The sequence below is a fragment of the Acinetobacter sp. YH12219 genome, assembly GCF_013417875.1.
In the GTDB taxonomy this organism is placed as follows: Bacteria; Pseudomonadota; Gammaproteobacteria; order Pseudomonadales; family Moraxellaceae; genus Acinetobacter; species Acinetobacter amyesii.
Map to the genome: position 1 here is coordinate 1 of NZ_VPDC01000037.1, position 13,340 is coordinate 13,340.

9 protein-coding genes and 2 pseudogenes are annotated in these 13,340 nt (G+C 39.4%); 4 read left to right on the top strand and 7 right to left on the bottom strand.

The genetic code is table 11. From position 1 onward, the window contains the following. Window positions 1-416: 416 nt before the first annotated feature. A pseudogene (locus tag FTV04_RS15790) lies at window positions 417-1,508 on the top strand (IS4-like element ISAba33 family transposase). A gap of 420 nt (window positions 1,509-1,928) precedes the next feature. On the opposite strand, the gene FTV04_RS15795 reads toward FTV04_RS15790, so the two are convergent. Further along, a complete protein-coding gene (locus FTV04_RS15795; RefSeq protein WP_004883953.1) occupies window positions 1,929-3,548 on the bottom strand; it encodes an oleate hydratase in 1,620 nt (539 codons plus the stop codon). A gap of 383 nt (window positions 3,549-3,931) precedes the next feature. Here FTV04_RS15795 and FTV04_RS15800 point away from each other — a divergent pair. After that, window positions 3,932-5,023: pseudogene (locus FTV04_RS15800) on the top strand (IS4-like element ISAba33 family transposase). A 245-nt stretch (window positions 5,024-5,268) separates the two neighbouring features. On the opposite strand, the gene FTV04_RS15805 reads toward FTV04_RS15800, so the two are convergent. Then, a complete protein-coding gene (locus FTV04_RS15805; RefSeq protein ID WP_180090328.1) occupies window positions 5,269-5,541 on the bottom strand; it encodes a hypothetical protein in 273 nt (90 codons plus the stop codon). Window positions 5,542-5,766: 225 nt separating this feature from the next. Here FTV04_RS15805 and FTV04_RS15810 point away from each other — a divergent pair, with 225 nt between their 5' ends. Then, entirely contained in the window at window positions 5,767-6,408 is a 642-nt protein-coding gene (locus FTV04_RS15810) for a YitT family protein (protein WP_180090330.1), read from the top strand. Window positions 6,409-6,901: 493 nt separating this feature from the next. Here FTV04_RS15810 and tyrS read toward each other — a convergent pair whose 3' ends face one another. Then, window positions 6,902-8,134 (bottom strand): tyrosine--tRNA ligase, encoded by a 1,233-nt coding sequence (gene tyrS, locus FTV04_RS15815; protein WP_171262600.1) that lies wholly within the window; start codon window positions 8,132-8,134, stop codon window positions 6,902-6,904. A 63-nt stretch (window positions 8,135-8,197) separates the two neighbouring features. Here tyrS and FTV04_RS15820 point away from each other — a divergent pair, with 63 nt between their 5' ends. Then, window positions 8,198-9,325 carry an anhydro-N-acetylmuramic acid kinase gene (locus FTV04_RS15820; protein ID WP_180050960.1) on the top strand — a complete coding sequence of 376 codons (1,128 nt, stop codon included), beginning with the start codon at window positions 8,198-8,200 and terminating at the stop codon, window positions 9,323-9,325. Between the two features lie 99 nt (window positions 9,326-9,424). On the opposite strand, the gene FTV04_RS15825 is transcribed toward FTV04_RS15820, so the two are convergent. The 4 genes from FTV04_RS15825 to FTV04_RS15840 form a co-directional block, all read right to left on the bottom strand. Next, a complete protein-coding gene (locus tag FTV04_RS15825; RefSeq protein WP_180090332.1) occupies window positions 9,425-10,711 on the bottom strand; it encodes a lytic murein transglycosylase in 1,287 nt (428 codons plus the stop codon). A 727-nt stretch (window positions 10,712-11,438) separates the two neighbouring features. Continuing rightward, on the bottom strand, window positions 11,439-12,560 hold the full coding sequence (locus FTV04_RS15830; RefSeq protein ID WP_180090334.1) for a 5-(carboxyamino)imidazole ribonucleotide synthase: 1,122 nt from the start codon (window positions 12,558-12,560) through the stop codon (window positions 11,439-11,441). Window positions 12,561-12,576: 16 nt separating this feature from the next. Then, the gene (gene purE / locus FTV04_RS15835; protein WP_078189531.1) at window positions 12,577-13,089 is read right to left on the bottom strand and encodes a 5-(carboxyamino)imidazole ribonucleotide mutase; all 513 of its coding nucleotides are present in this window, start codon (window positions 13,087-13,089) and stop codon (window positions 12,577-12,579) included. A gap of 113 nt (window positions 13,090-13,202) precedes the next feature. Next, window positions 13,203-13,340, bottom strand: a 138-nt coding sequence (locus tag FTV04_RS15840) for a zinc ribbon domain-containing protein (RefSeq protein ID WP_180009613.1), incomplete at its 5' end; no start/stop codon positions are given.

Genomic DNA, 13,340 nt, shown 5'->3' on the forward strand with positions numbered 1-13,340 from the left:
ATTACTGACAAAAATTTGCTCAAATAAACTTCGAGTAATTTCTACCATCAATCAATGAAAATAATTTCGATCAATCAACTAGTAAAAATCCACACAAGTTGTTCTTCATAATCTCTTAATGATCTTCCTAACATCTCGTCAATGCTAGAAGCTGGACTTCGATAAACTCAACAACTCAACGCTTCGCGTTTCGTTCGTTTCCGTCTATCTCGTCGGTATGGGGTGCATTCTAGAGCATTTCAGAATCATTGCAACCCCCAATTCACTATATTTTTCACGTATGTATTTTTTATAAGCGTTTTTGCTAAAAAAATTGCACTTTTACCTATTTTTTAAGCATTTTTTCTTTGTACACGACAAAAAAAGATAACTCATTGAAATAATGGCATAGTACTTGTTTTCTGACGACGAATATGATGAAACATTTCAATGAGTTACATCTCATCTTAAACAAATATCTAAAGTGGAACAAGTCACATGCAAAATGTTTTACACTGATTATGCTTGCATTAATTGTAAAAACAGACATGTAATCTTTCTTCTGCATCTAAAGCCTTACCCATCAAGTGCTTACCACAATCATTTTATCGACGTATACAACGCTTCTTTGCAGATCAGTATTTCGATTATCGTCAAATTTCTCAGTTAATTTTCAATATATTTTCATTCGATAAAGTCCAATTAACTTTGGATAGAACTAATTGGAAATAGGGAAAACGAGATATTAATATCTTGATGTTAGCCATCGTCTATCGTGGAATAGCGATACCTATTGTTTGGACATTGCTCAATAAACGTGGAAATTCAGATACAAAAGAGCGTATTGCTTTGATTCAACGCTTTATCTCCATTTTTGGTAAAGATCGTATTGTGAATGTGTTTGCAGACAGAGAATTTATCGGTGAGAAATGGTTTACATGGTGAATTGAAAATGACATTAACTTCTGTATACGTGTTAAAAAAACTTTATTGTGACCAATCACTTAGCCAAGAATCATAAAATTAGTGATTTATTTCGTCATCTTCAAGTTGGTCAAACTGAATGTCGTAAACGACGTATTTGGGTTGGTCGAGTGAAACTGTATATTAGTGCGCTGCGATTAGAAGATGGAGAACTTTTACTTGTTGTTTCTCCTATGTTTAATGCTTCTGCTATTCGTGATTATGCATTACGCTGGGAAATCGAAACGTTATTTAGTTGTCTCAAAGGACGTGGATTCAATCTTGAAAATACTCGTTTAACAGACCCTAGACGAGTCAAGAAATTGATAGCAGTGCTAGCTATCGGTTTCTGTTGGTGCTATTTAACAGGTGAATGGCAACATGATCGGAAAAAAGCGATAAAAATAAAGAAGCATGGACGACTTTCAGTAAGTTTATTTCGCTACGGTTTGGACTATGTTCAAATGGCTATTCTACGTTTGATTGGTTTTGGAAAAAAAGAAGAATTTAAGAAAGTGCTAGCAATTTTAAGAAAGAAAAAGCCTGATAGGACAAGGATCCTATGAAATTTGTCGTGTACAGAGGTAATTTTTATGAAATCTAAAATCATGAGAAAAAGATAGAAAAGCACTTAGTCAGTTTCGGAGTATTATTTAAAACGTGGAGATGTTTTTCCTATGTTGATTAATCAATTTATTTACGAATGAGGTATAAAGTTTTATCTAATTTTTCTTTTTATCCAATTTAAAATTAGGTGCGTACACGGCCTCAACTTTCAATAAAGTATAAAAGGTGTTTGTGTAGGCAATACCCTTACTTTTGATAAGCCAAAAGAAAGCAAAAGCCTTTGTTACCCATACATAACATCCCTATTATGATGGATAACGTGTGGCATCCCTGCCACACTCGTGTATCCAAACGTTGCTTAAATTAAACTATGTAATAGTGGGGACATAAAGGTGCTCTTATCGCTATATATTAAAAACTTAGTGGAACACTGTTTCTAAAGCTTTTAAACCCACTTTGGGATCAAGTAGACCGTTGTAAATTTCAGGGATTTCACGTTCCACCCCAAAAAATTCATAAATGGCAAGCATCGCCCCACGAACTGAATATTCCACAGTAAAGACCACGTCATCTTCAATTTCCACAAACTGTCCAAGGAAAGCAAAGTTTTGTGAGCCTTGTGGAATTACCTGTGGACGATCCCCCGGTTTACGGCAGGCGAATAGGGCAGAGGCGTATGGCATCATGGCGGTAGTAACATCAGTCGTTGCCAAAACATGATCTAAAATGTCGTCAAAACCGAGCTGTTTAATCAGTTCTGTTAGGATTTCTTGCCCCGTGGCTTCGGACATTGGTTTTTTGATGTAATCGCCTATATGGTCAATTTGGAAACCGTAGCCCCATAAGGTATATAAACCTTCAGGTAAGTCGGCAAAGTGTGGCTGTGCAGGAACCACGATGGATAAATGCCAACCCGACTCATACCAAGTCATGAGTGCGCCTGTGCCTGGTTCATTGCCTGTATAGTCAATAATACGTTTAAGTAGCACGTCATCTTTCATGGTCAGAGTGAAAGACTCCCACTTATGTTCATCGACATTGCCATAAAAAGTCATTGGACGGCCAAAGTCTGGGGCTTTTTGTGCCAGCGTTTCCCAAAGCGTCCAGCCATGATCTTCTCGATGACGAATAAGGGCAGGCACGTCATGATTACCGCCATAACGTGAGTCTGCTGTAATAGAGCCTAAAGTGAAAATAGCTAAATCATTGGCTTTCAGATTAATTTGCTCTGAGCCTTCAGGCAATTGTACATATAGGCGTGAAGCGTAGCGTTCTTGAGTTTCAGCATTGGTAATGAAGTCTGCATCTGTGACATAGTGTCCAAAACGCACATCGACGCCTTGTGCGACTAACCAACGCTGTAGGGGCAGAATCATCGAGTCATATTGGTTGTACTTGGTACGTTTCACACCCGCTAAGGTATGAATGCGTGGCAATTCTTGAATAAAACGCAAGAAATAGCGTCTTAACTCTGCTGCACTGTGCCATTTTTGAAAAGCGAAAGTCGTGCGCCACATGCGCCAGAAATTGGTTTCAAAAAAGGTTTCATCAAAAAACTCATCAATGCGGCGACTGCCAATTTTTTCTTCTTTTGAAGCTAATAGGCGCAGCATCTGTGCACGATGTAGCGTATTCAGACCAAGCTTTGCTGCATCCGCAATGACATGTTCGGCATCAATCAACCGTGCATTGGCGTGGGTTTTCACTTTTTCATTAAACTCACGACATTCTTCACGCACCGAAATGTCTGGATTTTCCAAAGATGGAATACTGGAAAATAAGTCCCATAGGCACAAATAAGTTTCATCGGTCAGCATTCGCCCACCACGTGTTACCCAAGCTTGCGCGGCATGCGGTGTATGTCCACCATCCATCGAACCACCTGAAATATCGAGTTCTTCTAAAATATGGATATTTTTGGCAGGGACTTTGGCATCACGGATTGCAAATGCAGCAGCAGCCATACCTGCGATACCACCACCAATAATCCAAAGATGGGACTGTTGCGCGTCTAATGGGGTGCGCTTCTTATTTTGCATGGTTCACCTTTAATTATGATGTTAAAAATTATGAAGTAAAAAAATTGGTTTAGAAAAACCTTAAAAATAGTATGTCTTTTTATATATGAAAAATGTATGAAATGGGAAGCAATCCCCTCATTATATTTTGTAATCAAAAATAGACGTATGATGGCTATTTTTAATACACATTTGTCTTTTTATTAAAATTGAATATGATCTAAATAATTGATGTTAATGTTTATTGTTGAGTAATTGCTCTATTGTTGTTTTCACTATGCCGTATGCTAAATTTCTTTAAAAATAGGCTTTTTATTTATCATTAAAAAATATCTTTGTACACGACAAAAAAAGATAACTCATTGAAATAATGGCATAATACTTGTTTTCTGACGACGAATATGATGAAACATTTCAATGAGTTACATCTCATCTTAAACAAATATCTAAAGTGGAACAAGTCACATGCAAAATGTTTTACACTGATTATGCTTGCATTAATTGTAAAAACAGACATGTAATCTTTCTTCTGCATCTAAAGCCTTACCCATCAAGTGCTTACCACAATCATTTTATCGACGTATACAACGCTTCTTTGCAGATCAGTATTTCGATTATCGTCAAATTTCTCAGTTAATTTTCAATATATTTTCATTCGATAAAGTCCAATTAACTTTGGATAGAACTAATTGGAAATAGGGAAAACGAGATATTAATATCTTGATGTTAGCCATCGTCTATCGTGGAATAGCGATACCTATTGTTTGGACATTGCTCAATAAACGTGGAAATTCAGATACAAAAGAGCGTATTGCTTTGATTCAACGCTTTATCTCCATTTTTGGTAAAGATCGTATTGTGAATGTGTTTGCAGACAGAGAATTTATCGGTGAGAAATGGTTTACATGGTGAATTGAAAATGACATTAACTTCTGTATACGTGTTAAAAAAACTTTATTGTGACCAATCACTTAGCCAAGAATCATAAAATTAGTGATTTATTTCGTCATCTTCAAGTTGGTCAAACTGAATGTCGTAAACGACGTATTTGGGTTGGTCGAGTGAAACTGTATATTAGTGCGCTGCGATTAGAAGATGGAGAACTTTTACTTGTTGTTTCTCCTATGTTTAATGCTTCTGCTATTCGTGATTATGCATTACGCTGGGAAATCGAAACGTTATTTAGTTGTCTCAAAGGACGTGGATTCAATCTTGAAAATACTCGTTTAACAGACCCTAGACGAGTCAAGAAATTGATAGCAGTGCTAGCTATCGGTTTCTGTTGGTGCTATTTAACAGGTGAATGGCAACATGATCGGAAAAAAGCGATAAAAATAAAGAAGCATGGACGACTTTCAGTAAGTTTATTTCGCTACGGTTTGGACTATGTTCAAATGGCTATTCTACGTTTGATTGGTTTTGGAAAAAAAGAAGAATTTAAGAAAGTGCTAGCAATTTTAAGAAAGAAAAAGCCTGATAGGACAAGGATCCTATGAAATTTGTCGTGTACAGAGGCATTTTTTATAAATTTTTAGCAAATAGTCGATATTTAATTAAGTAAATTTCTTATATCTAGCAAATCTTTTTCAGCGCTTTTAAATCTAATAAAAGTAGCTTTGATTATTTATTGATCATTAGTCTACTTTTCTTCCTCAAAGCACATCATTTTTTTCTGTCATCACACCGATTCAAGCTTCATAGACATTTTTTAGCGTGCATTTTTATATTTACCAACATTCTTTTAACGTTCATATGCTAAATGTTGCATGACTTCCAAGATGACTTGTTGCTTTCCACTGAAATCCTCGGCAGAAAATAGCAACTTTGCACGTCGAGGGAGTTGTTCTCGCACCAATGCAAATAGTTGGTACTGTGCCGCGATATCCAAATCATGTAATTGTTGCTGCGCCTCACAAAATAATGCTCGCTTATGCTGTGTGGTTTGGTAGTCAAATAAATACCTCAAGATTCGATCAATCTGTTCATCATGATTATCGGTATTGTAATACACCATACTGTTGCTCTTTTTTGATTTTTAACCATTGTTCCATAAGGCCTGTTTTTGCAAAAATCATTTTAATTACATGCTTAGTCATTTTTGCTGATAAAAATACAGCCTATTTTATTTGAATAATCACTATTAACGATCACAGTCATAAAAAGCCACTATTTTTGGGCTTTAGACGCATAGAGCATAGGCTGCGTTTTACGTACACTCTTTTTATTTTTTAGGTGCAGGATGCCAACACAGTTTTTCCCACGCTTACTCTTACTATTAAGCGGATTAGGATTTTTGGCTTTTGGTGTCGTACTCTCTATACATTCAAATTTAGGGACATCCCCTATTTCCTCGGTGCCCTATAGCTTTAGCTATATCTTTCCTCTCACCGTCGGCACATTAACAGTATTAATGCATATCGTCATGATCCTGCTGCAAATGCTGATCTTAAAATCACGCTTTCAGTGGATACAGTGGTTGCAATTACCCGTGGGAATTTTGTTTGGTGCATTTATTGACGGTTTAATGTGGCTGACCCAAGGCTGGAGCATAGAAAGTTACCCACTTCAACTCCTGGCTTGCTTGGCAAGTTGCCTGATTACTGCTTTAGGTGTGAGCTTAGTGGTCAAAGCCAGTCTAGTCTTCTTGGCCGCAGAAGGCCTCTATCAAGCCATTGCTGTTCGTTATCGCCTTGATTTTGGCAACTGTAAAACATATGGCGACATCCTCTTGGTCAGTATTGCGGTTATCAGCAGTTGGCTGGTCTTACATCAAGTCATCGGAGTCCGTGAAGGCACCATTATTACCGCACTTTTAGTCGGGACTTTAGTCAAGCGGATTTTACCTAAATTAAGCTTCATTCAATTTGGTTCTAAGCCCTAAAACCAAGCTCCATGAACATCTATCTAAGTAAAGACATTTTAAAGCTCGATTGAATCGGGCTTTTTTTTCTGGCGCGATTAAAATCTTTAATACAGAAATGAATGTGATTTTTGAAAGGAATAGCTCAATTTTACAAATAAAAAAGGGAAAGATCTCTCCCAAAATCTTTCCCTTAGAATTGAATCTTTAGTCGATCCATCATGTAGTTATTATAGTTATTTGTTAACTCACTAAAAAAAGAGTCCCTTGGGGAAGAGACTTATAAAAAGTGGAGTTATCGTTATGTACCCTCTAGATGATATATCTCTCTCTAGATGAATAAATCTTATACATAAAATTCAAGAAATGCAACACATTTGGCAAAATTTAAGTGTTGTTTTTATAAGGTTTTTTTTGAATTTGCTTATTTATATTATTAATATATTAATTGGTAAAAAAAAGCAGGCCGAAGCCTGCTTTTAATTCAATAACTTAACCAAAAATCAAGAATTTATTAGTCGGTAAAAGTTACTTTTGCTATCGCTTTTTTGCTCGCTTGGATGATCAAAGTTTTATTTTCTGACACAGCATAACCTGCATCAACCACTTCCCAATCCACTTTCACCGCGCCACGACCAATTGCATCTTTTGCTTGAGCTGCATTTTTAGTCAAGCCCGCTTCACGCAAAATAGAAGTAATGAAAATCTCACCACCAAATGCGCCACGAGAAATCGTCACTTCTGGTGTACCTTCTGGAAGTTCACCTTCAGTAATCAAGTTACCTGCGCCTTTGTGCGCATTTGCTGCAGCTTCTGCTCCATGGAAACGCTCAACCAATTCAAGTGCAAGAATTTTCTTCACTTCTTGTGGGTTACGACCTTCAGCCACTTCTTTAAGCAACTGTTGAATTTCTTCAATCGATTTAAAGCTCAATAAGTCAAAGTAACGTTCGATCAAATCATCTGGCATTGAAAGCACTTTTTGGTACATCGCACCCGGTGCATCAAATACAGCAATATAGTTACCCAAAGATTTAGACATTTTATTTACGCCGTCTAAACCTTCAAGAATCGGCACAGTAATGCACACTTGAGATTCTTGGTCATAACGGCTTTGTAATGTACGACCCATCAGCAAGTTAAAGGTTTGGTCTGTACCACCCAGCTCTACATCCGCTTCTAGCGCAACTGAGTCATAACCTTGTACCAATGGATATAAAAATTCGTGAATCGCAATTGGTTGATGGCTGTTATAACGTTTAGTGAAGTCATCACGTTCCAACATACGTGCCACAGTTTGCTGTGAAGCCAACTGAATCAAGTCAGCAGCAGTTTTTTGACCAAACCACTCTGAGTTAAACACAACTTTAGTTTTCGCAGGATCAAGAATCTTAAACACTTGTTCTTGATAAGTTTTAGCATTTTCTAAAACTTTTTCACGTGACAACGGTGGACGCGTAGCACTCTTACCGGTTGGGTCACCGATCATGGCTGTATAGTCACCAATCAGGAAGTAAACTTCATGACCTAAATCTTGGAAAACTTTTAATTTATTAATCAGAACCGTATGACCTAAATGTAAATCAGGTGCAGTCGGGTCAAAACCCGCTTTAATTTTTAATGGGCGATTCTGCTTTAATTTCTTAAGAAGATCTTCTTCAGAAATAATCTCATGTGTGCCTCGTTGGATGAGGGCAAGTTGTTCTTCAGCCGGCAGGAAATTTGACATCACAAAATCCAAATAGATCAGTTATACAATTTGTGCGATATACTAACACTTTTTCAGCACATTGCAGGCTTAAGAATCATCATGACAGCGATCTACATTGGGGTAATGACCGGCACGAGCATGGATGGTGTCGATATTGTTGCTGCTTCTTTTGATCCTTTAGAGATTCATGCGACGCTCACACTTCCCTTTGACCCAGACCTTCGTGATGAACTGATGGCACTTACTTTGCCTGATGATAACGAAATTGATCGTATGGGTAAGGCAGACGTTGCATTAGCTCAAATGATCGGTCATGGCATCAATGAATTGATCGAGAAGAATGAGCTAGATCGTAGTCAAATCAAGGCGATTGGCTCACATGGTCAAACCATCCGCCACCGTCCTGAACATGGTTTTACCCTGCAAATTGGCGACCCCAATATTATTACCGAACTCACTAAAATCCCTGTGATTTCAGACTTCCGCCGCCGTGATATGGCTGCGGGTGGTCAAGGCGCACCTTTAGTTCCTGCGTTCCATCAAGCGCTTTTCCAACATGACACCATTCACCGTGTGATTTTAAACTTGGGTGGCATTGCCAATGTCAGCATGTTACCTGCGGGTAAACCTGAAGATGTCTATGGCTTTGATACAGGCCCTGCCAACATTTTAATGGATGCTTGGTGCGAACGTTATACTGGTCAGCCCTATGATGAAAATGGCAACTGGGCAGCTTATGGTCAACCTATTCGCAGTCTGCTCGACCGCTTACAAGCACATGAGTTTTTCTCTAAAGAACCGCCAAAAAGCACAGGTCGTGAAGACTTCAATCTAGAATGGTTAGATGAACAGATTCTCGATTGGCGTGGAGATCTCGAATATGACGAACTCGAAGATACACCAGAAAACATTCAAGCAACCTTAATGAAACTCACCACACGTGCCATTAAAAAAGCCATTTACCGTTCTGATATGGATACTGGTGAAGTCTATGTATGCGGTGGTGGTGCATACAATTCGCACCTATTAGAGCAACTGCGCTGGCGTTTACGTAAACATGAATGGACGGTACAAAGTACCGCCGATTTAGGCTTAAGCCCAACATGGGTGGAAGCCACAGCCTTTGCTTGGTTGGCGATGCGCTTTGTCAATCAGCTTAGTGCAAATTTACCAAGTGTGACTGGTGCTGCTGGCTATCGTATCTTAGGTACAATCACTGCGGTTTAAGAGTCAAAAACATATAAAAAAGGTCTGCAATTGCAGACCTTTTTTATATAGACAAGCTTTTATATATATTGACTACTATATAAAAAGCATAGCTCAAACTTAATTCATCATTGCCTTGGCATGCTCATTACGAAATGCCCGTAAAATCTGCTGTCCCGCCCGACCTGTTGGACTTAAACCCAGTCGATTTTGCTCTTGTCGAATGGCTTGACGGGTTTTATCTCCAATTAATCCATCAACTTTACCGATGTCATAGCCGCGGTTAAGTAAAAATTGTTGAATCTCACGTCGTTCCGCACGTGAAGTCCCAGGATCATCGGTTGGCCATGTCGTACTAAAGCCACCCTTGCCTTGCAAGCGATCGGATAAATGCGCAATCGCTAATGCATAACTCTCTGCGGCATTGTAGCTATAGATTGCATCGAAATTTTTAAACACCAAGAACACAGGCCCACTTGCCCCAGCCGGTGCCATTAAACCTGCTTGGCTCGATCCAGAAAGGTTACCTTGTATTAACGGTGTACCATCGGCACGCTGCAAACCACGATTCATCCAGCTGTCCAAGGATTTTTTATTACGGCGACTTTCACCACTGATCGACATTCCTTCGGGAATTTTTACTTCAAAGCCCCACGGCTGACCAGTTTGCCAACCACGCTTTTTCAGGAAGTTGGCTGTAGATGCCAACGCATCCGTGGTACTCGACACCAAATCACGGCGGCCATCACCATCAAAATCCACGGCCAGTTCTTCATAGGTACTCGGCATAAATTGGGTATGACCAAATGCACCTGCCCACGAACCTTTCAATTGAGATTCATTTAAATCACCACGCTGCAAAATCCGCATGGCTGCAAAAAACTCGCCACGGAAATAGCTTTGACGGCGTCCTTCACAACTTAAAGTGCCCAATGACTGTAATAAAGGATAGCTACCCGCAATATCACCAAAATTACTCTCCACACCCCAAACCGCGACCACGGTTTCAGCAGGCACACCATAAGCCGCTGCGACACGGTTTAATACATCACGATGCTGCGCCAATTTCTGCTGACCCAGTTGTACACGCTCTTCATCTACCAGACCGGACAGATAGTCCCAAATCGGAGTTGAAAACTCAGGCTGATAGTTGAGCTTTTCAATCACAGAATAATCAGGTGTTAAATTTTGTGTATAGCGATCATAAGTGGATGCACTCACACCAGCATTCATTGCTTGCGAGCGCAAATTGGCTAAACAACCTTGAAAGTTATTTTGTGGTGAAATGCTGCTTGTTGTAGGCATGCTCGACGAATTGACAGACTGACCATTAATAATCAACTCGGCATTTGCCTGAGTTATTGCCAATAAAGCAGTCCCGAAAACAAATCCTAAGTGATGCTTCATACCCTAGATCTTTTTTGAATTTAAATTGTTGCTTTAACAATAGCAGCTCAAAGCAAAAGTTAAAGGTTCAAAACGTAAATTTAAATTCATATTTTCTACTTATTTAAATTCATTTTTAAAATTTGAATTCAAAAGCAGTTATCCACAACCCAACTTTAAATTCATTACAAACCAAACACCGGTTTAAATTTAAATTCAAAACTTTTAAATTTAAAGATAAATTAGGTGCATAAAAAATTACCCACAAATGCAAAATGGGGTAAAAATTCATTTTTATTATTAATAATCAAAATATTATAGGTTTTAAAATATACTCCCTATAGATCCAATAAGTCTGAGCAACTTTTAAATTCAAATTTTAAATTTAAACACGGCGAAATGAATTCATTTTTCAAATTTGAATTCATAAACTTTGAATTCATTTTTTTCGTATAGGATTTTTTGAATTCAAATTCATAGTTTGAATTTAAAAACACAATTTAAATTCAAAACGCATTAGTTATTTTTGATTTTGATTCACATACATCGCAGACTATTGATACACAAAAAACCATACGAAGATTAGCGCAGAATATTTATAAACGAACGAACACTTTATGATCAATAGTTTCTTATCGTTTCAGCGATAAACGGTGTGATTTTGCAAAGAGGCGCAATGATGCCCGAACTACAGCAATAAAAAAAGCGGCCATGTGCATGACCGCTTTTTTATCATTCAAACACAGGTTTAAATGGTCATATCTTCGCTAAGTGCCAGTGGATTCGGCAAAATTTTCGCCAAAGCACGGCATAAAGCTGTTAATTCAGCAGTATCGTTCGGCATTAAAGTGATGTGACCGATTTTGCGGCCTTCACGCTCTGTTTTGTTATACAGATGCAAATGCGCGCCATTCAGTGCCAATACATCTTCAGACTTCGGATGTTGGCCAATGATGTTTACCATGACCGTTGGACGAACAACTTCAGTCGAACCCAAAGGCAAACCTGCTACAGCACGAATGTGGTTTTCAAACTGTGAACACACTGCACCTTCAATCGACCAATGCCCCGAGTTATGCACACGTGGCGCCATCTCATTGGCATATAAGCCTTTATCTGTCACAAACAGCTCTAGCGTCAAAACACCGACATAATTCAAATGATTGAGCAGGCGAGTAATGTAGTCTTGCGCAACTGGTTGTAAGTCTGCGCTGTTTGGCGCAGGCACAATCGAATGCGACAAAATGCCGTTGTGGTGGTGGTTTTCCGCCAATGGCCATGTTTTCACATCACCGTCTTGACCACGCACCGCAATGATTGAGACTTCACGTGAGAAGGTTACAAAGCTTTCCGCAATCAATTCACCAGCAGGGCCCAGTTCAGCCCATGCTTGATCCATTTGCTCAGCGCTACGTAGCACAAATTGACCTTTACCGTCATAACCGCCACGCGATGTTTTCAGTACGATGGGTAAACCCAACTCAGCAACAGCAGCTTGTAAATCCTCGAAAGACGTCACGGCCTTATAAGGTGCAACTGGAATAGACAACTCATCAAACAAGGCTTTTTCAGACAAACGATGCTGTGCAATCGCTAAAGCTTGGCGCGGTGGGTGCAATGCTTTGTTCTTAGTCAACACATCAACATCTGCTAACGGAGTATTTTCAAACTCTAAGCTGAAAACATCTGCGCTCTGAATGAAATCTTGCAAACCATTTTCAGCTTGAGTCGAAATCACTGGACCCAGCGCTGCAGAAGGGCACTCAGTACTCGCTTCAAAGAAGGTGCATTGAATGTTTAAAGGCAATGCCGCTTGCGCCATCATGCGACCAAGCTGGCCACCACCAAAAATACCAATGGTTTTATCCATGAGAAATGCCCCTTAATTAAGCTTGACCCGGAATATTTTTACTCGCCACTTTATCGGTTTGCGCAGCACGGAAATCTGCAACATTTTTTGCGATTTCAGGCCGTGTTAAACCTAAAATTTGTGCAGCCATGATCGCCGCATTGGTTGCACCCGCTGGGCCAATGGCCAAAGTACCGACAGCAATCCCTGCAGGCATTTGTACAATTGAAAGCAGTGAATCAACACCATTTAGAATCGATGATTTTACCGGTACGCCGAGTACAGGCAAATCAGTCTTGGCTGCACACATGCCTGGCAAATGTGCTGCGCCGCCAGCACCGGCAATAATTACTTGAATACCACGATCACGTGCGGTTTCGGCATATTCGAATAATCGATCTGGAGTTCGGTGTGCAGATACTACTTCCGCTTCAAATGGGACGCCAAGCTGTTTGAGCATATTGGCAGTGTTTTCTAGCGTTGCCCAATCCGATTGAGAACCCATGATAATTCCAACGAGAGGAGTGTCTTGTGAAGCGGCCGCATTCATTGCAATGTTTCCAGAGATTAAAGTAAGAGAGAGTAAATCTCGACTAGAGCCAAGCTTTAATAAGAGCCCCGTATTATAGACTGAAAATTCATCTCATTGACATCCTCACCCCCTTAAAAGAGGATGATTCCTACAGCTAGACGCTTATGCCCAAGCGCAAGAATGTTTAGAGCTGAGTTTATATCTCGATCATGAGCTGTACCACAGCTCATGCACTCCCATTCTCTTATTCCAAGATCTGTCTTACCTTT